The sequence below is a fragment of the Methylobacterium sp. E-005 genome (assembly GCF_022829725.1).
GTDB lineage: Bacteria > Pseudomonadota > Alphaproteobacteria > Rhizobiales > Beijerinckiaceae > Methylobacterium.
Window position 1 is genome coordinate 124,438 of the sequence record NZ_JAKSYG010000256.1, and the last position, 19,856, is coordinate 144,293.

Sequence of the window (19,856 nt, forward strand, 5' to 3'; positions counted from 1 at the left end):
GAACGTCCCGCACGGCCTCGATGGCGACCCTCTATCATTTCCCCTTCTGCGCGAATTCCCGGTTCATCCGTCTCGTGCTTGCCGAGATGGGCATGGAACCGACGCTGTTCGAGGAACGGCCCTGGGAGCGCCGGGACGATTTCCTGCTGATCAATCCGGCAGGCGTCACCCCGGTGCTGCTGGAGCAGAACGGCCTCGTGGTGCCCGGCGCCGGCGTCATCGCCGAATACCTCGACGAGACCCGGGGGCTCGGCCTCTCCGGCCGCCGCCTGCTGCCGGATGATACGGTGGACCGGGTCGAGGTGCGGCGCCTGCTCGACTGGTTCCTGGTGAAGTTCGAATCGGAGGTGACGGGCTACCTCGTCAACGAGAAGATCTCGAAGCGCTTCATGTCCAGCAACGCGGGCGGCGGCCCGCCCGACATGAACGCGATCCGGGCTGCGCGCACGAACGTTCGCTACCATCTCAAGTATATCGGCTACCTGATCGCCCGGCGGCGCTGGATTGCGGGCGACAACCTGACCTATGCCGATCTCGCGGCTGCCGCCCATCTCTCCTGTGTCGACTATCTCGGGGATGTGCCCTGGGATGAGGACGAGATGGCACGGAACTGGTACGCCCGGGTGAAGTCGCGGCCCTCGTTCCGGGGGTTGCTCGCCGACCGGGTCGCCGGCATGCCGCCGGCCGCCCATTACGCGGATCTGGATTTCTGAACGCCCGACGGACCTATATCGGCGCCGACCTGCGCCGCCTCGTCGAGACCCGGGCCCGGGCGCTCGGCTTCTGCGGCCTGCGTGTGACGCGGCCCGACCGTCTGCCCAATTTGCCCGAACGGCTCTCGACGTGGCTCGCCGAGGGCGCCCACGGCACCATGGATTGGATGGTCGAGCGGGCCGATCAACGCGCCCGCCCCACCGGTCTGTGGCCCGGTCTGCGCAGCATCCTGGTTCTCGCCATGAGCTACCGGCCGGAGCACGATCCGCTGGCGCTCGTGGCGCAATCCGAGCGCGGTGTGGTGGCAGCCTACGCGCAGCGGCGAGATTATCACGAGGTTTTGAAGGGCAAACTGAAAGAGCTCGGCGGCTACCTGTCGGCGAAGGGCGACGTGCGCGTGAAGGTCTTCTGCGACACCGCGCCGGTGATGGAGAAGACGCTGGCCGAAGCGGCGGGGCTCGGCTGGCAGGGCAAACACACGGTGCTGATCTCCCGGGAGCACGGCAACTGGCTCCTGCTCGGGGCGATCTATACCAGCGCCGAATTCGAGCCGGACGCGCCCGGACGCGACCATTGCGGCTCCTGCCGCGCTTGCCTCGATATCTGCCCGACCGATGCTTTCCCGGCGCCTTACCGGCTCGATGCGCGGCGCTGCATCTCGTACCTGACCATCGAACATGCCGGCCCGATCCCGGCTGCGTTCCGGCCGGCCATCGGCAACCGGGTGTTCGGCTGCGACGACTGCTTGGCGGTCTGTCCCTGGAACAAATTCGCCCGCACTGCCGCCGAGACCCGCCTCGCGGCGCGGGCCGATCTGGCGGCCCCGCCGCTCGCCGATCTCGCCACCCTCGACGATGCGGCCTTCCGGAGCCTGTTCGCCGGTACGCCGGTGAAGCGCACCGGCCGCGATCGATTCCTGCGCAACGTGATGATCGCGGTCGGGAATTCCGGTGCGCCCGACCTCGCCGACGCGGCAGTCGCGCGGCTGGCCGATCCCTCGCCGCTGGTGCGCGGAATGGCGGTCTGGGCGTGTGGGCAACTGCTTGAAGCGGAGGCCATTCAGGTTCTGCATCATCGGCACGGACCGGGCGAGACCGATCCGCATGTCCGCGACGAGTGGCGGAACGCCGTCGGCTTGACGGAAGCCTGTGCCGGCGAGACATCCGCGGCATGAATCTCTTCGTCTTCGGCCTGGGCTTCACCGGTCGCCGCTTCGCCGAGCGGGCGCGCGATCGGTTCGGCACCGTGTTCGCCACCGTCACCGAATCTGCCTCCGCCGGGCGCCTCGCGGCGGAGGCGGGTTTCGCCATGCGCGCCTTCGGCCCTGGCGCCGACGATCCGCGCATCGCCACCGATCTCTCGGAAACCGACGCGCTCCTCGTCTCGGTACCCCCAGGGGAGAACGGCGACCCCGTGCTCGCCCGCTACGCGGATGTGATCGCCGCGAGCCGGATCGGCTGGGTCGGCTACCTCTCGACCATCGGGGTCTACGGCGATCAGCAGGGCGCCTGGATCGACGAGACCACGCCCGCCAGCCCTCGCAGCGGCCGCTCCAGGATCCGGCTCGACGCAGAGGATGCGTGGCTGGCGCTCGGTGCCGCGACCGGTAAGGCGGTCCAGATCTTCCGGCTGTCGGGCATCTACGGGCCGGGGCGTAACCTGATCGTGAAGCTGCGCGAGGGGCGCTCCCAGCGGATCGTGAAGGCCGGACAGGTCTTCAACCGCATCCACGTCGACGATATCGCCACGACCCTGCTGGCCTCGATCGAGCGGCCGCGTGCGGGGGCGATCTACAACGTCACCGACGACGAGCCGACCGCGCCCCAGACGGTCATCGAGCACGCCGCCGCCCTGACCGGGCTGGCGCTGCCGCCCGAGATCGATTTCGAGACCGCCGACCTGTCGCCGATGGCGCGAAGCTTCTACGGCGAGAACAAGCGCGTGCGGAACCGGTTGATCCGCGAGGAACTCGGCGTCGCGCTGGCCTATCCAACTTACCGCGAGGGTCTGGCGGCGCTGAAGGAGCAGCCCTGATCAGGCCTCGAGGTGACGGGGCCGGATGAGGCGGCGGAGCAATCCGCCGCGCGGGCCGACCAGCATCGAGGCCAGGTAGAGCGCCCCGGCGGCCAGCACGATGGCCGGGCCGCTCGGGAGGTCGAGCTGGTACGACAGGCTGAGCCCGGACACGCTCGCCAGGGCGGCGATCAGAATTGAGACGGGGATGAGGACGCCGAGATCGCGGGTCCAGAACCGGGCCGCCACCGCCGGCAGCAGCATCAGCCCGACCGCCAGCAGGGTCCCCAGGGCCTGGAACCCGCCGACGAGGTTGATCACCACCAGGGCCAGGAAGGCGAAATGGACCGGACCGCCACTGCGGCTCACCGTGCGCAGGAACAGCGGATCGACGCATTCCATCACCAGCGGCCGGTAAAGCACGGCGAGTGCCACCAGAGTCAGCGTGCTGATGCCGCCCAGTAGCCAAAGGGCAGCATCGTCCAGCGCCAGGACCGATCCGAACAGGAAGTGCATCAGGTCGATCTGCGAGCCGCGCAGGGAGACCAGCAGCACCCCGGCCGCCAGGGAGATCAGGTAGAAGGCCGCGAGGTTGGCGTCCTCCCGCACCGTCGTCGCGCGGGTGACGGCGCCCGCAAGTAGCGCCACCGCGAGGCCCGCGACCAAGCCGCCGAGGGTCATCGCCGGCAGCGACAGGCCGGCGACCAGGAAGCCCGCCGCGGCGCCGGGCAGGATGGCGTGGCTCATCGCGTCGCTCATCAGGCTCATCCGGCGCAGCGTCAGGAATACACCGACCGGCGGCGCCGAGACCGACAGGGCGAGGCAGCCCGCCAGCGCCCGGCGCATGAAGCCGAACTCCACGAATGGCGCGACCAGGGACCCGAACGGATCGATCACGCGGCATCCTCGTGATGGTGATGGCCGTGCGCGCCGTGGTCGTGGTTCCCGCTGATCCGCGGACCAGCGCAGACCGGCGCACCCTCGTCCCAGGCCTCCGAGAGGTTTCTGGCGCGCGCGAGATTCTCCGCCGTGAGCACCCGGGCCGTCGGGCCCCAGGCAATGGGCTCGCGGGCGAGCAGCAGCGTCATCGGGAAATGGGCGCGCACCTGCGCCAGATCGTGCAGCGCCGCGACCACCGTGCGGCCCTCCGCGTGCCAGCCCCGGATCAGCGCCAGCAGATCGTCGACGGTGCGTGCGTCGATACCGGTGAACGGCTCGTCCAAGAGGATGACGGGGCAATCCTGAAGGATCAGCCGGGCGAACAGAGCGCGGCGGAACTGCCCACCCGAGAGGGTACCGATCGGGCGCGCCTCGAACCCGTCGAGGCCGACCGCGGCGAGGGCCGCCTCGATGGCGCGCCGCTGCCGGCTCAGGCTTCGCCACGCGCCGGCGCGCCGCCACAGGCCCATCCCGGCGAGATCCATCACGCTCAGGGGGAAGCTGCGGTCGATCTCGTCGGCCTGCGGCATGTAGGCGATGGCCCCGCTCCGCTCGACGCGCCCGTCGAGGCAGGGAATCTCTCCAACCATCCCCTTGAGCAGGGTCGACTTCCCGGCTCCGTTCGGTCCGACCAAGGCGAGCAGATCGCCGGCGTGCACGGTCCCGTCCAGATGGTGGATCGCCGGATGCCGATCGTAGCCCAGCGTCAGGCTGACCAACCGGATCGGATCCGGAACCGGTATGGTGGTGGCACTCATGTCGCGAGCGCCCAGGCGATCGTCAGCCAGACCAGGGCGGAGAGGCTCCCGGCGAGGGCCAGGCGCGGGCCGATCCCGCTCTGGAACAGGGATCGCCGGGCCGCGCGTCTGGGGCTGGAGATGATGGGCAAGGCGTCCTCGTCGCGCTCGGGCCGGCGCGGGGCAGGTGCGCGGCAGTGCGGAGACTGGTGCGGTCCGGGCCAGCGGTGATACACTGTAACAAACCCGCGGGACAACCTGCGGATCTGTCATGGGAGCCATCATGCACCGCCACGAGGGGCACGACGCGTGTCGGACCGCCGCCCCCGACATGGTCGCACGGGCGGAGGCCATCTGCCGGGAGCGCGGCCTTCAGTTCACCCCGCTGCGCCGGGAGGTTCTGGAGGCGGTGGCCGGGTCCGGTAAGGCGCAGGGCGCCTACGACATCGCTGAGCGCCTCAGCGCGCCGGGCAAGCGCGTCGCGCCGGTCTCAGTCTATCGCGCCCTGGACTTCCTGATGGAGCAGGGGCTGGTCCACCGGATCGCGAGCCGCAACGCCTTCATCCCGTGCGGGCACGATCACGCGCCCGGGGAAGGCGTGATCTTCCTGATCTGCCGCACCTGCGGCGGCGTCGATGAGGCGTCCTCGGCCGACGTGGAGGGCGGGTTGGAGCGCACGCTGGAGCGGGCGGGCTTCACCCCGACCCACAGTATCCTCGAGGTCGAGGGCGATTGCGGCGCGTGCCGGGAACGGGACCACGCGCCGTGACCGCGTGTCCGGGAGCTCAGAACGCGTTCCGGTAGGCGCGGCGCGAGATCAGCGTCTGGATCATGATCTGGAGGTCGAACCAGACCGACCAATTGTCGATGTAGTGCAGGTCGCAGGCGACGCGTCGCTCCATGTCGAGATCGGTCAGCGTCTCGCCGCGGAAGCCGTTGACCTGCGCCCAGCCGGTGATCCCCGGTCGCACGTTGTGGCGGCGGGCATAGAGGGCGATGCGACGCTCGAAGCTTCGGTCATGCGCCAGGGCATGGGGGCGGGGGCCGACCAGCGACATCTCCCCCCGTAGGACGTTCAGGAGCTGCGGCAGCTCGTCGAGATTGGTCCGCCGGAGGATCGCGCCCACCCGGGTGATCCGGTTGTCGTTGCGGGTCGCCTGCCGGAAAACGGCATTGGCCTCCGTCCGCATCGAGCGGAACTTGAACACGCCGAAAGGCTGCTGGTTGAAGCCGTAGCGCTTCTGGCGGAAGAATACCGGGCCCCGGCTGTCGAGCTTGATCGCCAGCGCGATGAGCGCAAGCAGCGGCGACAGCGAGACCAGCGCGATCGTTGCAACCGTGAGGTCGAGCGCCCGCTTCAGCACGACCTCGCCCAGGTTCAGCGGCCGACGGCCGATATTGATACCGGACACGCCGCCGACCCGGGCGACCTGCAGGTCGGGGAACCGGTCGAGCATCGCGCCGGGCCGCAGATGCAGCGCCGAGGGGACCCGGAGGAACGCATCGATGCAGCGCTCGACCTCGGCATTGTCGGTCCACGGCACGAGGACGAACACGTCGTCCGGGCGCAGGAAGCGTACCACTGAGACCGCGAGATCGAGATCCTCTTGCAACTGATCGTGCCGGGCGGCGGTATCCGCGCCCGGATCGACGCGGCGCAGGTAGCTCGTGCCGACGATCCGCAGGCCGAGCCGGTCGATCGCGTTGCTGGCGTAGAAACGCGTGATATCCTCCTCGTAGCCCACGAGATGGACGCGGCTGACCGAGGCCGAACCGGCCGTCAGGCGTCGCCGCACGAGGCGGACCATCGCGCCACGGGTCAGGATGAGGGCGGGCAGCCCGGCGAGGAAAGACCCGAGGGAGACGAGGCGCGAGTAATCGACGGTGGTCTTGGTCATGAAGCCGACCACCAGCACGGCGGCCCAGGCCACCAGCCAGAGCGAGGCCGTGCGTTGGATGTTCGATTTCCGCGCGATCACGTTGTCGAGGCTGTATTCCGCGCGCAACGCGTTCGTGGCCACGATGACGAGGCCGAGGAGTGAGGCGAGCCGAAGACCGCGCAGGATGCCGGTGCCGATGAGGCCGTCCTGGTAGACGATCTCGTAGGCGCATTCCATGAACAGCATGACCGCGAGGATCGCCGCGAGATCCGTGGCGGCCAGAGCCGACGATAGGGCGATCCGCGCCGCAGCGCGCCCACGATGGGGCAGCAGCGCCGACCACACGTTGCGACGGCGATCCGCCGAAGCCGGCAGAAGTTGGAACGTCTCCGGGATCCGTTCGTGAAACATCTGGCGCGCCACGTCCCGTCTTGATCGGACTTTGTACCAGTCTGAAACACGGCGTGTTTCAGTGCCGGCCTGTACCGGTAACGGAGCAAGCGGCGGGCCCGGAGAATCACGAACCCAATTCTTCTGGGCCGTCCCGGTCTAGTACGTGTGGACTAAACCGGCAATGAACGATTGGTTAAAATCCGCTGTTTGCCGCAGATGTGACGGGCATTGATTGGGTACGTACTTCACACACCTCGCGCCCTTCAATTCTGGCGCGTTAGGCTGAAGGAAAAGCTCAACCAAAAGGGATAAAGGCTGGTCCTGGCTCGGGCGTCTGGAGCGAGACGCCGCGCGTTGAGATCAGCTAGGCCGGCACGACGACCGAAGATGAGTCCCGGGCGCCGTGCTGGTGGTATGCCCGCCCGACTCCGCATCCGCCACGGCGGCGGGCGCCCTGGCGGATGCGCGGTCGGATCGATCAGACCACCTGGGTCTGTTCCTGGGCGGACTCGGCTCCGCCGACGGTCTGGATGGCCTCGAAACCTTCGAACTGCGGATGGCCCAGATAGAGCGGCTTGGTCGTGGGCACGCGGCCATGCGCCTTCCGGAACTGCTCGGAGCGGGTCCAGGCCTCGAAATCGGCGCGTGATCGCCAAATCGTGTGCGAGGCATAGAGGACGTGGTCATCGTGCTCGGGCCCTCGCAGGAGATGGAATTCCACGAAGCCCTCCATCTCACCGAGATGGCTGTCGCGCCCGAGCCAGACGGCCTCGAAATCTGCCGTCGCGTCCTTAACGACCTTGAAGCGATTCATCGCGATGAACATGTCATTCTCCTCTGCGGACAGGATCTCCTAGCGGTTTCTCCGCCCCCATGCGCGCCCGCGCGGCGACGGGGCGCACCTCGTGAAAGCGCTGAGTTAGGGTCGACATTTCAGCAACATTGTTGCAAAGTTGTGTGTGCTTAAACTACAAGATGTAATATTCGACTTGCAGAGCTTGATAACTTGGTGTCCTACTGTGTCGCGGCCGGTATGTTCCGCAGATCGGCGCTATGCCCTCGGCGAACTCAAAGCCGCACGATCCTATGTCATGACTTCGGAAGGTGGGACGGACGGTGAAGCGGCGCGACGGTGAGGGGGAGACGGCGCGTCCGCAATCGGATGCACTCACCTCCGGCGAGAGGGAGACGTCGGGTCAGGCGATGCCGAAGCAGACGACGGATGTCGATCGCTTGGTCGGTATCCGGATCACCGCGCTGCGGAAGGCCCGAGGCATGAGCCAGACCGCGCTGGGCAATGCGGTGGGCGTCACCTTCCAGCAGGTGCAGAAATACGAGAAGGGTCAGAACCGGGTCGGCGCCGGGCGGCTTCGCGAAATCGCGCGCCTTCTCGATGTCCCGGTCTCGGCCTTCTTTGAGGAGAGCGAGCCGCGCGCCAATACTCAGGAAGACGTGTTCGGCTTCCTCAGTGGTCAAGGGGCGATCGAGTTGCTGCGCGCCTACGCACAGATCGAAGATGAGCAGATGCGCCGCGACGTGCTCGCGCTGGTCCGCAGCGCCGCCCGCCTCGCCCAGTCCCGCACGACCGCGCCGCCGAGCGATCTCGCGTAGGACCGGCGCTCTCCGGCCCCCACGCGACTGTTGAACGCCTCTTCGCCGCCGGTGGAGCGCGCGAGGCCGAAGGTTCGACTCTCCCTAGCGCCCGCCCTTCGGGTCGAGTCCGCCTTCGGTGGCCTCGGACAGCTCAGGCCGGATCCTGGGCGATCAGGTGGAAGAAGCTGCCCGATACGGTGCCGACCCGGTGCCCGGCGAAGCCGAGATCGGATCCCTCCGCATCCGTGACATGGGCAAGGGCGTCCGGTTCCGGGGCTGACGGCGAGAGTTCGCTGGCATAGTGGAACTCGTGGCCGATGAGGCGCGTCCCGCGCCGGCCGAGCAGCCCGTCGCCGCTCAGGCGCGCCACCCGGTAGCCGAGATGAAGCTTGCGGCGGTGGTATGAGGTCGCCACCGGGAGGAGATCCGCCATGGGGTGCGTGACACCCTCCGCGTCCTCCAGGGAACGTCCGAGGACCATGTAGCCGCCGCACTCGCCGTGGATCGGTCGGGTCCGCGCGAAAACGCGCAGGCCCTCGAGGAAGGTGGCAGCGCCGGCAAGCCGGCCGGCATACAACTCAGGGTAGCCGCCCGGCAACCAGCAGACGTCGCAATCTGACGACGGCGGCTCATCCTCGAGCGGCGAGAACGGGATCAATTCGGCACCGGCCATGCGCCAACCGGTTTCCAGATGCGGATAGAGGAAACTGAACGCGGCATCCCGGGCCACCGCGATACGCTGGCCGGGCGGCGGGGGTAGGGCGCCCCTCACATCCGGCACGGCGCCGGCGGCCGCGGCCACAACCGCGTCGAGATCGATCCCGGCCGCCGCGAGGTCGGCGAGCCGGTCGAGCCGCGCCTCCAGATCGGCGGTCTCCCCAGCCTGAACGAGGCCGAGGTGACGCTCCGGCAGGACGAGTTGCGCGTCCCGCATCAGCGCGCCGAGCACCGGGAGCCCGGCACGCGCCATCCCGGCTTCCACGAGGCGGCGATGCCGCGCACTCGCCACCTTGTTCAGGATGACCCCCGCGATCGTTACCCGCGGATCGTAGAGCCGGCAGCCCAGGGCCACGGCGGCAGCCGATTGCGCCGCCCCGGAGACGTCCACCACCAGCACCACGGGCCAGCCGTAGCGGGCGGCGATGTCGGCATTGGCCCCCGTCCGGCTCTCGGCGGCCCGGACTCCGTCGAACAGGCCCATGGAGCCCTCGGCGATCACGAGGTCGGCATCGGCCGTGGTTGCGCGAGCCAGCGTGTCGAGCAGGGGCGGCACCATGGCGAAACTGTCGAGGTTGAAGCTCGGCCGGCCGGTCGCCGCCTGATGGAAGGCCGGATCGATATAGTCCGGGCCGCATTTGGCGGCGCGCACCCGCAGGCCCCGCCGCGTGAGCGCCCGCATCAGCGCAAGGGCCACGGTCGTCTTGCCGGAACTCGAACGCGGCGCCGCGATGAGGAGGCCGGGGGCGCTCACGTCCGCCCTCCGACCGTACCGCCTGGCCGGTAACGCCGGTCGTATGCGGCCGCGTAAAGCGCGCTCTCGCGGAATCCCTCAGCGCCGAGCGCCGGGCCTACCAGGATCAGCGCCGTGCGTTCGAGACCGGCTTCCGCCACACGGGCCGGCAGGCTGGCGAGATCGGCGGTCAGGACCCGCTCGTCGGGCCAGGAGGCGCGGAACACCGCCGCGGCCGGACAGGATGGCCCGTAGAAGGGGATCAGTTCGGCGGCGACCCGCTCGACCACGTGAATCGAGAGATGGATCGCCAGCGTGGCGCCGGTCGCCGCGAAGGCCGCCAGGGTCTCGCGCTCCGGCATGGCGCTCGCCCGGCCGGAGGTGCGGGTGAGGATCACTGATTGCGCCACACCCGGCACGGTGAGTTCCTTCCGCAGCAGCGCCGCCGCGGCCGCAAAGGCGGGGACGCCGGGCGTCACCGTGTAGGGGATGCCCAGTCCGTCGAGCCGGCGCATCTGCTCCGCCAGCGCGCTCCAGATCGACAGATCGCCCGAATGCAGCCGCGCCACGTCGTGGCCGGCTTCGTGCGCCGCCGCGATCTCGGCCATGATGGCGTCAAGGTCGAGGGGGGCGGTGTCGATGATCCGGGCGCCCGGCGGACACCAGCCGAGGATCTCCGGCGCCACGAGGGATCCGGCGTACAGGCAGACCGGGCAGGCGGCGACGCGGTCGCGGCCCCGGACCGTGATGAGGTCGGCCGCGCCGGGCCCTGCGCCGATGAAGTGGACGGTCATGCTGCCGGTATCGTGCTCTGGCCGACGGCGAGCGCGCAGGTTGCACCGGCGCTCGCGATCCGGGGAAGGGTGAGCCGGCTGCCCGGACCGGCCGCTGCGAGAGCCGCGGCCTCCGCCAGGGAACCGACGCCGCGCAGGTGCTCGATCCGCGCCGAGCGGGTGACGAGTTCGGCATCGCGGGCCGCCAGCGCCTCAGGGTCGATGGGGCAGGGCGACAGGCTGAAGCGCGCCGCGGCCTGAGCGATCGCCGGCTCGCAGGTCCGGTCGGCCGCCGTAGCGATAGCCGTCAGGTCGCGCGGTCCGGCGCCGACATGCAAAAGAGCCCGGGTGATCAGCGCCGCGATCTCGTCGGCTCCGGTGCCGCGGCGAAAACCGATTCCGGCGGCGAGAAGATTGGTCATGGCTTGGTCCAGGCCCATTGGGTCACCGGCATCGCCGGCCGCCAGCCGTGCAGGCCCCCCACCGGGCTCGCACGCTCGACGGACAAGCGGCGCAGGTTGCCACCCCATGTCGCAAAGGCCCCGAGCAGGGCCGCTTCGCCCTCCAGCGTCACCGCGTTGGCGACGCAGCGCCCGCCCGGCTTGAGGGCCGCCAGGGCTGCCGACAGCACACCCGGCTCCGAGACGCCGCCGCCGATGAACACCGCGTCCGGCTCGGGCAGGCCGGCCAGCGCATCCGGCGCGGTGCCCGTCACCACGGTGAGGTCCGGCGCGCCGAGGTGTTCGGCATTGCGCCGGATGCGCTCGGCCCGGTCCGGGCGCACTTCGATCGCGACGGCGCGCAGGCTGGGATGGCGCAGCATCCACTCGATGGTGATCGAGCCGGCACCGGCCCCGATATCCCACAGGAGCAGGCCAGGATGGGGACGCAGGGCCGCCAGGGTGAGCGCCCGGATCTCGGCCTTGGTGAGCTGCCCGTCATTCTCGAACAGGGCATCGTCGAGCCCCGGCGCAAGGGGCAGCGCGAACCCGGTACCGGCCACGGTGATCGCCACGGTATTGAGCGGATCGATGTCGGCGAGATCGAAGGCGTCGGCGCGCGCCGCGCGGATCCGCTCGCGCGGGCCACCCATCGCTTCCAGGACTGTCACGGCGGATGACCCGAAGCCGCGCTCGGTGAGGAGCGCCGCCAGCGCCCCCGGTGTGGTGCCGTCCCACGACAGGACCAGCAGCCGGGCCCCCGGCTGGAGTTGCGGCACGATCCGCGCGAGGGCCCGGCCGTGGAGGGTCACGAGGCCGCACTCGGCCAGCGGCCAGCCGAGGCGCGCGCAGGCGAGGCTGAACGCCGATGGTTGCGGGAAGGCGCGGATCTCGGCAGGCGGGACCAGCCGGGCGATCTCGGCGCCGATGCCATAATGGAACGGATCACCGGTCGCCAGGATGCAGGTGGGCCGGCCCCGGCGGGCGAGGATCTCCGGATAGGCCGTGTGGATCGGGCGCGGCCATGGCCGGCCCTCGGCCTGCAGGGGGCCGGCCAAGGCGAAGTGGCGGCTGCCGCCGTAGACCACCTGGGCCGCGTCGAGCGCGGCGGCGGCGGCAGGGGCGAGGCCAGACCGACCATCCTCGCCGATGCCGATGATCGACAGCCAGCGTCCCGGTGCGTCCCGGCTCGACAGGGCCTCACCGCTCATGGACAAGGCCACCATGACGGACGGTGTGACGCGGATCCTCATCCTCGGCGGGACCGGTGAGGCCAGCGCCCTGGGGCGCGCGCTCGCCGGGCGGGACGACGTGTCGGTGATGCTGTCGCTGGCCGGCCGAACCGCCGCGCCGAAGCCTGAGCCGGTTCCGACCCGGAGCGGCGGGTTCGGGGGCGCCGAGGGCCTCGCGCAGTACCTGCGGACGGAACGGTTCGACCGCCTGATCGATGCCACGCATCCCTTCGCGGCCCGGATCTCGGACAACGCCGCACGGGCGGCGGTCCTCGCGGGTGTGCCGCTGCTGGCAATCCGCCGTCCGGGTTGGAGCCCCATGCCCGGCGACGACTGGACCGAGGTCGAGAGCATCCCGGCCGCCGCTGCGGCGCTCGGCCCCGAACCCCGGCGCGTGTTCCTGACGGTCGGCCGGCAGGAGGCCGGCGCCTTCGCGGTGGCGCCGCAGCACGCCTATTGGGCGCGCACGGTCGAACCGCTGGGCGACCTTCTGCCGGTGCCCCATCTCACGGCCATCGAGGCGCGCGGGCCGTTCGACGCGGACGCCGAGGCAACGCTGATGCGACAGGCTGGCATCCAGATCGTGGTCACCAAGAACTCGGGCGGGGCGGCCACTTACGGCAAGATCGCGGCGGCGCGCGCGCTGGCAATTCCCGTGGTGATGGTGCGCCGACCGGTGAAGCCCGACGTGCCGAGCGTGCCCGACGCGTCCGGCGCGCTGCGCTGGCTGGGGGCCGATGCTCACGCGGCCTCGACCTTGCGCGCGGTGTAGACGAAGGGCAGGCGTCCGTCCCGGGGGATCAGGCGCGTGGTCGATGCCCCGAGGATCACCATGGTGGCCATGTCGGCGGGGGCGGATGGCGCTTCGGCCAGCGTCGTCACGCGGATCGCCTCGTCGGGCCGGCTGATCGCGCGGGCGAACATCACCGGCGTCCCCGGTTCGCGGATACCCGCCGCGATCTCCAAGGCGGCGCCGAGCTGCCAGGGCCGGGCGGTCGAGATCGGGTTGTAGAGGGCCACGACCAGATCGGCGCGCAGCACCGCCTCCAGCCGGGCGGTCACCACCGGCCAGGGCTTCAGATTGTCCGAGAGCGAGAGGGCGCAGAAATCGCCGCCGAGCGGGGCGCCCAGTCGGGCCGCAGCCGCCAGCATCGCGGTGATCCCGGGCTCGACCGTGATAGCGAGGTCACGCCAGCCGGGCTCGCCGTGCTCCACCGCCTCGAAGACGGCCGCCGCCATCGCGAACACGCCGGGATCGCCGCCCGAAACCACGGCGACCCGCCGGCCGGCGGCGGCGAGCTGCAGGGCATGGCGTGCGCGATCGACCTCGACGCGGTTGTCACTGGCGTGCCGGGTCAGGCCCGGCCGCTCCGGCACCCGGGCGACGTAGGGGTAATAGCCGACGATGTCGTCCGCGGCGTCCAAAGCCCGGCGGGCGGATCCGGTCAGCAGACTTTCGTCGCCCGGGCCGAGGCCGATCACCGTCAGGCTGCCGCTCACGGCCGACGCCCCTCGCCGGGCAGCAGGACCATCGAGAAATACGGCGCGGCATCGTCGGCCTTGTCGGCCAGCATGACGACCCGTTCGCCCGCCATCGTGCCGCGCTCGACATAGACCGCCCGTGCGAGGAGCCCCGCGGCTTCGAGTGCCGCGCGCACCTTCGGCAAATGGCGGCCGAGCTTCATCACCACGGCGGCGTCGGTTCCGCGCAGGCGCTCGGTGAGGACATCGAGCGGCAGGGTTGCGGGCAGAACGGTCAGGACGTCGTCGCCCCAGGTGATCGGCGTCCCGGCCCGGGTCCAGCAGCCCGACATGCCGGTGACGCCCGGGACCACCTCCACGGGGAAGCGGTCCTTCAGGCGCCGCCACAGGTGCATGAACGAGCCGTAGAAGAACGGATCGCCCTCCGACAGGATCGCCACGTCCCGCCCGGCGCCGAGATGATCGGCAAGCCGGCCGGCCGCGTCGTCGTAGAACCTGGCCAGAGCCGCAACGTAATCCGGGTGCTCCGGGAGGATCTCGGTCGTGTAGGGATAGGCGAGCGCCAACTCGCGGTCGGGATCGCACAGGATTGCGTCCGCGATGGTGCGGGCGTTGCCGCGCTTGCCCCGCTTGCAGAAATGCACCAGCACCGGCGCGCGCATCAGGATGCGCTGCGCCTTGACGGTCAGCAGGTCCGGATCGCCAGGACCCATACCGACTCCATAGAGCGTGCCGGTGATTGCGGCCGCGGGTAGCGTCTCGGTCGGCGCGTCGAGCCGTTCGAACCCGTCCATCACTCGACCTCGCTGGCGAGCGCATTGACGGCGGCAGCCGTCATGGCGCTGCCGCCGCGCCGCCCGTGGACGACCACGAACGGTACCCGGCCGTCCCGGGCCAGCGCGTCCTTGGACTCCGCGGCGCCGACGAAGCCGACCGGAATGCCGATCACCGCGGCGGGCGGCGCCACGCCCGCGTCGAGCAGTTCCAGCAGGCGGAACAAGGCGGTCGGCGCATTGCCGACCGCCACAACGCTGCCCGGCAGATGCTCCCGCCACAACTCCATGGCGGCGGCCGAGCGGGTGGTGCCGAGGGCTTGGGCGAGGTCCGGAACGTGGGGATCGCCCAGCGTGCAGAGCACCGGATTGGCGGCGGGCAAGCGTGCCCGTGTGACGCCGTCAGCGACCATGCGGACATCGCAGAGGATCGGCGCCCCGGCCTGGAGCGCGGCGACGCCGGCCTCGGCGAAATCGTCCGACATCTCCACGTCGGCAGGAAGGTCGGTCATGCCGCAGGCGTGGATCATGCGCACGACCACGCGTTCGGCGGCGCCGGTCCAGCGGGTGAGATCGGCCTCGGCGCGGATCATCGCGAAGGAGCGCGCATAGATGGCACCGCCATCGCGGATGTAATCGTAGCGGGAGGGGGGCTCCTGGGCCGCCGGTTCCGATCCTGCCTGGCGCAGGGCATTCAGGCTCGCGCTCATGCCGGTCTTCCGTCTCCCCCATCATCTGGCCAAGCCATATTCGGCGCGAACGCCGCAGCAAGCCCACCAGTCTTGGCCCTTCCTAACCGGTCCAGAACGGCCTCGATAGGGAGGTGTATCGCCGGCTCATCCCCGGGCGCACCGCCGAGGACGATCCCGTAGCGGCCCTGGCTGCCGATCAGCGTCAGGTCGGCGGGGCCTGGCCGTGCGCAGCCCTTGGCGCAGCCCGAGACATGCGCCGCCAGCCCCTGCGCCGCCAGCGGCCGGAAGTCCTGGGCGAGCCGCTCGGCATCGAGGAGCGTCGCCGTTGAGCCGGAGGCGCAGCCCGGCGCGCCCGTGCAGGCGTCGACGCTGCGTCTTGGATCGTCGGGTGCGACGATGAAGTCCGTCGCGAGGTCCGCCAAAGCCGCGACCGCCGGCACGCCAGCCGAGGCGAGCAGGACGAAGCCGCGTGTCGGCGAGAGGCGGATCGCGTCTGCCCCGATGGCTTCCGCCGCGGACACGACGCGATCGAGGGCAGCCGCGGTGCAGCGGCCGAAGGGAGCATCCACGGTGAGCATCTGGACGCTTCCGCTCTCGTCGCGGCCGGTCGCAGGGGCGAACGACACGTCGCGCGTTCCCCCTCCTGCGCAGAGGGGCAAGGCGGAACGCGTGGCAGGTCCGGTCTGCCGATCCTGATGGCCCACCGCTGCGGCGACCGAATCGAGCAAGGCCGCTCGCTCCGCCTCCGACAGATCACGCATCCGCCGGCGGCCGGTGCGCGCGAAGGCCGCGAGCAACGCGGAGACGACGGCCGGCGCTTCGGTCGCGGTACAATCGGTGACGGTGTGCATCCTATCCGCGGCGGCAATCGCGACGTCGACGAACCCGGCATCGCGGGCCGTCACGAGGCAATCGGCCTCCGGCGCTGTCACGTCCGGGCGCCCCTCGACCACGACCAGCGTCTTGGCCGGCAGGCCGGGGATGTCGAGCGCCGCCGCCTCGATCGCCCGGGCGAGCGCCGGCACATCGATCACCTCGGTGGGATCCTGGCCCGCGCGCGGTTGCGTGAGGGTCAGGCGTTGCGGACCGCCATCGGCGCGCCGATCGCCGAGGCCGGCTTCGGTGAGCAGCCCGGCGAGTGGCGCGCTGCTCGCCTCGGAAACACCGCGGATCTGAAGATTGGCCCGGGCCGTCAGATCAAGATGGCCATTCCCGAAATGCCGCGCCCCCCGCGCCACGACGCGGGCCTGCTCCAGCGAGAGCATTCCCAGTGGCGGGTGGACGCGGGCCAGAAGCCCGTCCCCCGTGGGCATCGGGCGGGCGAGGCTGGGGCACCAGCCCCTGCGACTGGGTGCGTCCGGCAGCATGCGGCGATGCGGGGGCGCGCTCACTCGGCGGCCTCCGGCAACAGCGCGTCGGCCGGCAGGGCGTTGCGCCGGCTGTGCCAGAGGCCACGGTCACGCGCCTCGTCGAAGCGCTCGAGGATGGCCCGGGCCGCCGCTGGATTCGCAGCACGCAGGCGATCGAACACCTCGGCGTCGGCGATCCAGGCCCCGTAGAGCCGGTCGAAGCCGGCATCGCTCACGGCATCGCTCGCGGCGGCGAGCACGAACACCGCGTCGAGCCCCTGAGCCAGTTCCTGAGCCCCCCGGTAGCCGTGGCGGAGCTGTGCGGCGATCCATCGGGGATCGGCGAGCCGTCCACCGATCAGGCGCGCCGCATCCTCCCGGGCGGTGCGGGCCTTCGGACGCTCCGGCACCGAGACGTCGAGGCTGTAGAGCGCCGGACGGGCATCCTGCAGGGCCGCCGCGGCCGCGAAGCCGCCCATCGCGTCGACGGCGGCGTCGCCGTCGAACAGGTCGCGCTCGGCCGCGTCGAAGGCGTGCAGATAGGCGTCGGCTGCGGCGACCCGGGCGGCGAAATCCGCGTCCGGCCCCTCGCGGTCGCCGTAGGCGTGGGCGCTGGCCGCCAGATAGGCGCGGCCGAGATCGCCTTGCGTGTCCCAGGTTCCGTCGAGGGCGGTGGCGGCCGTCCCGGCGCCGTAGCGGCCCGGCGCCGCGCCGTAGACCCGGGCCGCCCTCTCGCCGCGCCTGCGGGACGCCGCCAGGGGGTTCTCGTCGTCCGCCTCATCCCGGTCGGCCACCGCGCGGGCGGCGCGGTCGATCAGTGCCAGCGTGTCCGGGAACGTGTCGCGGAAAGCCCCCGAGACCCGCACCGTCACGTCGATGCGCGGCCGGTCGAGCATCGCCAGGGGCAGGATCTCGAACCCGGTGACGCGGGTACTGGCATGGTCCCAGACTGGCCGGACACCCATCAGCGCCAGCGCGTGCGCCACGTCCTCGCCACCGGTGCGCAGGGTCGGCGAGGCCCAGAGATCCATCACGATCCGTGCGGGATAGGCGCCCTCGTCCTGAAGGTAGCGCGTCACCACGACATCGGCGGCCTTCGCTCCCAACAGTGCGGCCGCGCGGCTCGGGATCGCCCGCGGATCGAGGGTCGCGAGGTTGCGTCCGGTGGGCAGCACATCCGCGCGCCCGCGCGACGGCGAGCCGGACGGGCCGGGCTCCACGAACCGGCCGTCGAGGGCGGCGCGGAGGCCGGCCCGCTCGGCCGCCGCGCTCTCCGCCACCGGGGTGGGGGCACCGTCGGGCGCACGACCGAAGACATGCAGGCCATCGCGGAAGCTGGTCTCGCCGAGGTCGCAGAGATGGGCGTCGAGCCGGGTCAGTGCCTCGTCCATCGGCGTGTCGGCGTCGATGCCGGCTCCGTCGAGCAGCCCGGAATCGCGCGCCTCCTCCAGGATGGTTTGCGCGATCAGGGCGGCGCGGCGGGGATCGAGGACGCTGGCGGCGGCGTATTCCTCCACAAGTTCGCGCAGCCGGGCAGCCTCGGGCGAGAGGTCGTGGGTGGCGACCTGCGGCGTCAGGTGCCCCAGCGCGATGCCACCGAGACGGCGCTTGAGCGGCGCGGCTTCGCCGGGATCATCGACGATGAACGGATAGACCACCGGGAGGGCGCCGATGCAGAGCGCCGGGAAGCAATTCGGCGACAGGGCCACGGCCTTGCCGGGCAGCCACTCGGTCGTGCCGTGGGTACCGAGCTGGACCAGCGCGTCGAAATGGTGCCGCAGCCCGAGATGGAAGGCGAGATAGGCGTGGGTCGGGACGCGCTCGGGATCGTGGTAGCCGGCCTTGCGGTCGGGATCGCGCCCGCGGTCGGGCTGAAGGAACACCGTGAGGCCGCCGCGCACAGGATCCATCGGGCCGGCCGTCACCATCCGAAATCGGAAGGCGCCCTCTTGGCACGCGGCGTCGGACTCCGGCCCGCCCCAGGCGTCGGTGATCGGAGTGCGGGTCGCCTCCGGCAGGCTGTCGAGCCACGCCCGATAGCGGGCGAGCGGCACGCAGAACGCTGCCGGCCCCTCGGTGAGAGCCGTCATCAACGCGCCGGCCTCGGGCAGGTCGCACCCAGCGTAACCCGCGCTGGCGAGGTCCGCGGCGATGACCCGGGCGCTTTCCGGCGTGTCGAGCCCGACCGCGAAGCCCGCTCGGCCGCCCCGCGCAGGATAATCGGACAGGACCATCGCGATACGCCGCTCGGCCCGGGGCAGGGCAGCCAGCCGTAACCAGCCGGCGACCCGGTCGGAGAGCGCCGCGATCCCCGGCGCGTAGGGTACGGCCCGGCGCTCGGCGAAACCCTCAATCTCGGGCTCTTCCTCCTTGAAGGAGATCGGGAACCCGGAAAGGCGGCCGTCGAATTCCGGCAGCGCCACCTGCATGGCGAGATCGGCCGCCCCAAGCCCGCGGGCCGAGGCGTCCCAGGCCGCGCGCGGGGACGCGACGGTGAAAGCCTGGAGCACCGGGCAGTCGGCACCGTCGAGGACGAAGTCGATCCCGTCCTCGCGGGCCGAGAACGCGGTGGCGGCGATGACGAGATCGGGGCGCCGCGCCCGCACGGCGTCCGCGACCGCGGCGGCGGCTCCGGGCTCCTTCAGGCTCGATACCGCCATCGGCAGGACGCCGATCCCGCGGGCGCGCAGGGCCGCGATCAGGGCAACAAACGGGGCCGTGTCGCCGCCGAGCACGGCCGAACGGTAGACCAGCAGCAGCACGAGCGGCTCGGCCGGTGCGCCCGCGAGCGGAATCGCGGTCCTCGCCGCTGCGAGGGCCTGATCGAGGGGCGGCGTGCTGCAGCCCGGGCACCACGCGAAGCCGCGGGGCAGCGGGAGGGGCGGCTCGACCGGGAGGTCGGTGCCTGTCCGGGCGGCGAGCAGCCCCAGCATCCGGCGCAGGTTCTCGGGCCCGCCAGCGCGGAAATAGGTGTCGAGCCGGTCCGCCAGCGCGGGGTCGGTCGAGAAGGCGGCGAGCCGCGGATCGGGCCGGTCGTCCCCCGGCAGCACCGCGAGCACGACTCCGTGCGCCCGTGCGGCCTCGGCGCAGCGCTCGACGCCGTAGCGCCAGTAATCCAGGCCGCCGAGGCAGCGGATCACGACGATGCGGGCGCGCGATACGACCCGGTCCACGTAGAGATCGACCGACAATGGATGGCGCAGCTTGGCCAGCTTGGCGAGGCGCAGGCTCGGCAGACCCGGCTCGGCGGCATGGGCCCGCGCGATCCCGGTGAGGTCGCTGTCGGTGAAGGACAGCACCACGCAATCGCCGGGCCGCTGCCCGAGATCCAAAGCCGCCTCACCCTCATCGAGGGAGACGGCATCGATGCGCACCAGATGCATCGCGCCCGTCCCT

20 protein-coding genes are annotated in these 19,856 nt (G+C 71.1%); 6 read left to right on the forward strand and 14 right to left on the reverse strand.

Going from position 1 to position 19,856, the window contains the following annotated elements; genetic code table 11:
* The first annotated feature begins 20 nt into the window (after nt 1–20).
* From MKK88_RS31555 to MKK88_RS31565, 3 genes are read left to right on the forward strand one after another with little or no spacing between them, the layout of a single operon-like run.
* A complete protein-coding gene (locus tag MKK88_RS31555) occupies nt 21–713 on the forward strand; it encodes a glutathione S-transferase family protein (RefSeq protein WP_244007387.1) in 693 nt (230 codons plus the stop codon).
* A 29-nt stretch (nt 714–742) separates the two neighbouring features.
* Nucleotides 743–1,888: a tRNA epoxyqueuosine(34) reductase QueG gene (gene queG / locus MKK88_RS31560; RefSeq protein WP_279602705.1), complete on the forward strand. Its 1,146-nt coding sequence runs from the start codon at nt 743–745 to the stop codon at nt 1,886–1,888.
* Nucleotides 1,885–2,748, forward strand: coding sequence for an SDR family oxidoreductase (locus MKK88_RS31565; protein WP_244007391.1), 864 nt, complete (start codon nt 1,885–1,887; stop codon nt 2,746–2,748). Before queG ends, MKK88_RS31565 begins: the two co-directional genes overlap by 4 nt.
* On the opposite strand, the gene MKK88_RS31570 is transcribed toward MKK88_RS31565, so the two are convergent.
* From MKK88_RS31570 to MKK88_RS34000, 3 genes are read right to left on the reverse strand one after another with little or no spacing between them, the layout of a single operon-like run.
* Nucleotides 2,749–3,573 (reverse strand): metal ABC transporter permease, encoded by an 825-nt coding sequence (locus tag MKK88_RS31570; protein WP_244007942.1) that lies wholly within the window; start codon nt 3,571–3,573, stop codon nt 2,749–2,751. It abuts the gene before it with no gap.
* Nucleotides 3,574–3,620: 47 nt separating this feature from the next.
* Nucleotides 3,621–4,424, reverse strand: a complete 804-nt coding sequence (locus tag MKK88_RS31575; RefSeq protein WP_244007393.1) for a metal ABC transporter ATP-binding protein — start codon at nt 4,422–4,424, stop codon at nt 3,621–3,623.
* On the reverse strand, nt 4,421–4,555 hold the full coding sequence (locus MKK88_RS34000) for a hypothetical protein (RefSeq protein WP_279602666.1): 135 nt from the start codon (nt 4,553–4,555) through the stop codon (nt 4,421–4,423). Before MKK88_RS34000 ends, MKK88_RS31575 begins: the two co-directional genes overlap by 4 nt.
* A 131-nt stretch (nt 4,556–4,686) precedes the next feature.
* Here MKK88_RS34000 and MKK88_RS31580 point away from each other — a divergent pair, with 131 nt between their 5' ends.
* The gene (locus tag MKK88_RS31580; protein ID WP_244007395.1) at nt 4,687–5,172 is read left to right on the forward strand and encodes a Fur family transcriptional regulator; all 486 of its coding nucleotides are present in this window, start codon (nt 4,687–4,689) and stop codon (nt 5,170–5,172) included.
* Between the two features lie 16 nt (nt 5,173–5,188).
* Here MKK88_RS31580 and MKK88_RS31585 read toward each other — a convergent pair whose 3' ends face one another.
* Complete coding sequence (locus tag MKK88_RS31585; protein WP_244007397.1) at nt 5,189–6,694, reverse strand: exopolysaccharide biosynthesis polyprenyl glycosylphosphotransferase; 1,506 nt, start codon at nt 6,692–6,694, stop codon at nt 5,189–5,191.
* A gap of 460 nt (nt 6,695–7,154) precedes the next feature.
* The gene (locus MKK88_RS31590) at nt 7,155–7,502 is read right to left on the reverse strand and encodes an antibiotic biosynthesis monooxygenase family protein (RefSeq protein WP_244007399.1); all 348 of its coding nucleotides are present in this window, start codon (nt 7,500–7,502) and stop codon (nt 7,155–7,157) included.
* 377 nt (nt 7,503–7,879) lie between these two features.
* On the opposite strand from MKK88_RS31590, the gene MKK88_RS31595 reads away from it, so the two are divergent.
* Nucleotides 7,880–8,287 carry a helix-turn-helix domain-containing protein gene (locus MKK88_RS31595; protein WP_244007943.1) on the forward strand — a complete coding sequence of 136 codons (408 nt, stop codon included), beginning with the start codon at nt 7,880–7,882 and terminating at the stop codon, nt 8,285–8,287.
* A gap of 133 nt (nt 8,288–8,420) precedes the next feature.
* Here MKK88_RS31595 and MKK88_RS31600 read toward each other — a convergent pair whose 3' ends face one another.
* From MKK88_RS31600 to cbiE, 4 genes are read right to left on the reverse strand one after another with little or no spacing between them, the layout of a single operon-like run.
* Nucleotides 8,421–9,740 (reverse strand): cobyrinate a,c-diamide synthase, encoded by a 1,320-nt coding sequence (locus MKK88_RS31600; protein WP_244007401.1) that lies wholly within the window; start codon nt 9,738–9,740, stop codon nt 8,421–8,423.
* Nucleotides 9,737–10,513, reverse strand: coding sequence for a precorrin-4 C(11)-methyltransferase (gene cobM, locus MKK88_RS31605; protein WP_244007403.1), 777 nt, complete (start codon nt 10,511–10,513; stop codon nt 9,737–9,739). The genes MKK88_RS31600 and cobM overlap by 4 nt, the downstream gene beginning before the upstream one ends.
* A complete protein-coding gene (locus tag MKK88_RS31610) occupies nt 10,510–10,914 on the reverse strand; it encodes a cobalamin biosynthesis protein (RefSeq protein WP_244007405.1) in 405 nt (134 codons plus the stop codon). The genes cobM and MKK88_RS31610 overlap by 4 nt, the downstream gene beginning before the upstream one ends.
* Nucleotides 10,911–12,143, reverse strand: a complete 1,233-nt coding sequence (gene cbiE, locus MKK88_RS31615) for a precorrin-6y C5,15-methyltransferase (decarboxylating) subunit CbiE (RefSeq protein ID WP_244007407.1) — start codon at nt 12,141–12,143, stop codon at nt 10,911–10,913. Before cbiE ends, MKK88_RS31610 begins: the two co-directional genes overlap by 4 nt.
* A 13-nt stretch (nt 12,144–12,156) precedes the next feature.
* Here cbiE and MKK88_RS31620 point away from each other — a divergent pair, with 13 nt between their 5' ends.
* Nucleotides 12,157–12,936, forward strand: coding sequence for a cobalt-precorrin-6A reductase (locus tag MKK88_RS31620; protein ID WP_244007409.1), 780 nt, complete (start codon nt 12,157–12,159; stop codon nt 12,934–12,936).
* Here MKK88_RS31620 and cobJ read toward each other — a convergent pair.
* Genes cobJ through cobN form a run of 5 tightly spaced genes read right to left on the reverse strand, consistent with a single transcriptional unit; the run spans nt 12,906 to nt 19,843 of the window.
* A complete protein-coding gene (cobJ, locus tag MKK88_RS31625) occupies nt 12,906–13,664 on the reverse strand; it encodes a precorrin-3B C(17)-methyltransferase (protein WP_244007411.1) in 759 nt (252 codons plus the stop codon). The genes MKK88_RS31620 and cobJ overlap by 31 nt on opposite strands.
* The gene (locus MKK88_RS31630) at nt 13,661–14,440 is read right to left on the reverse strand and encodes a precorrin-2 C(20)-methyltransferase (RefSeq protein WP_244007413.1); all 780 of its coding nucleotides are present in this window, start codon (nt 14,438–14,440) and stop codon (nt 13,661–13,663) included. The genes cobJ and MKK88_RS31630 overlap by 4 nt, the downstream gene beginning before the upstream one ends.
* Nucleotides 14,440–15,129, reverse strand: coding sequence for a precorrin-8X methylmutase (locus tag MKK88_RS31635; protein WP_279602667.1), 690 nt, complete (start codon nt 15,127–15,129; stop codon nt 14,440–14,442). Before MKK88_RS31635 ends, MKK88_RS31630 begins: the two co-directional genes overlap by 1 nt.
* Nucleotides 15,126–16,502 carry a precorrin-3B synthase gene (locus tag MKK88_RS31640; RefSeq protein ID WP_244007416.1) on the reverse strand — a complete coding sequence of 459 codons (1,377 nt, stop codon included), beginning with the start codon at nt 16,500–16,502 and terminating at the stop codon, nt 15,126–15,128. Before MKK88_RS31640 ends, MKK88_RS31635 begins: the two co-directional genes overlap by 4 nt.
* Nucleotides 16,499–19,843, reverse strand: coding sequence for a cobaltochelatase subunit CobN (gene cobN, locus MKK88_RS31645; protein ID WP_244007418.1), 3,345 nt, complete (start codon nt 19,841–19,843; stop codon nt 16,499–16,501). Before cobN ends, MKK88_RS31640 begins: the two co-directional genes overlap by 4 nt.
* Between the last annotated feature and the right edge of the window lie 13 nt (nt 19,844–19,856).

Excerpts from the sequence above, each read along its gene's own strand:
- MKK88_RS31555 (WP_244007387.1), top strand. The coding sequence starts at position 21 with ATGGCGACCCTCTATCATTTCCCCTTCTGCGCGAATTCCCGGTTCATC.
- MKK88_RS31565 (WP_244007391.1), top strand. The coding sequence starts at position 1,885 with ATGAATCTCTTCGTCTTCGGCCTGGGCTTCACCGGTCGCCGCTTCGCC.
- MKK88_RS31570 (WP_244007942.1), bottom strand. The coding sequence starts at position 3,573 with ATGCGCCGGGCGCTGGCGGGCTGCCTCGCCCTGTCGGTCTCGGCGCCG.
- MKK88_RS31575 (WP_244007393.1), bottom strand. The coding sequence starts at position 4,424 with ATGAGTGCCACCACCATACCGGTTCCGGATCCGATCCGGTTGGTCAGC.
- MKK88_RS31580 (WP_244007395.1), top strand. The coding sequence starts at position 4,687 with ATGCACCGCCACGAGGGGCACGACGCGTGTCGGACCGCCGCCCCCGAC.
- MKK88_RS31585 (WP_244007397.1), bottom strand. The coding sequence starts at position 6,694 with ATGTTTCACGAACGGATCCCGGAGACGTTCCAACTTCTGCCGGCTTCG.
- MKK88_RS31590 (WP_244007399.1), bottom strand. The coding sequence starts at position 7,502 with ATGTTCATCGCGATGAATCGCTTCAAGGTCGTTAAGGACGCGACGGCA.
- MKK88_RS31595 (WP_244007943.1), top strand. The coding sequence starts at position 7,880 with ATGCCGAAGCAGACGACGGATGTCGATCGCTTGGTCGGTATCCGGATC.
- cobM (WP_244007403.1), bottom strand. The coding sequence starts at position 10,513 with ATGACCGTCCACTTCATCGGCGCAGGGCCCGGCGCGGCCGACCTCATC.
- MKK88_RS31610 (WP_244007405.1), bottom strand. The coding sequence starts at position 10,914 with ATGACCAATCTTCTCGCCGCCGGAATCGGTTTTCGCCGCGGCACCGGA.
- cbiE (WP_244007407.1), bottom strand. The coding sequence starts at position 12,143 with ATGAGCGGTGAGGCCCTGTCGAGCCGGGACGCACCGGGACGCTGGCTG.
- MKK88_RS31620 (WP_244007409.1), top strand. The coding sequence starts at position 12,157 with ATGACGGACGGTGTGACGCGGATCCTCATCCTCGGCGGGACCGGTGAG.
- MKK88_RS31630 (WP_244007413.1), bottom strand. The coding sequence starts at position 14,440 with ATGGACGGGTTCGAACGGCTCGACGCGCCGACCGAGACGCTACCCGCG.
- MKK88_RS31635 (WP_279602667.1), bottom strand. The coding sequence starts at position 15,129 with ATGAGCGCGAGCCTGAATGCCCTGCGCCAGGCAGGATCGGAACCGGCG.
- cobN (WP_244007418.1), bottom strand. The coding sequence starts at position 19,843 with ATGCATCTGGTGCGCATCGATGCCGTCTCCCTCGATGAGGGTGAGGCG.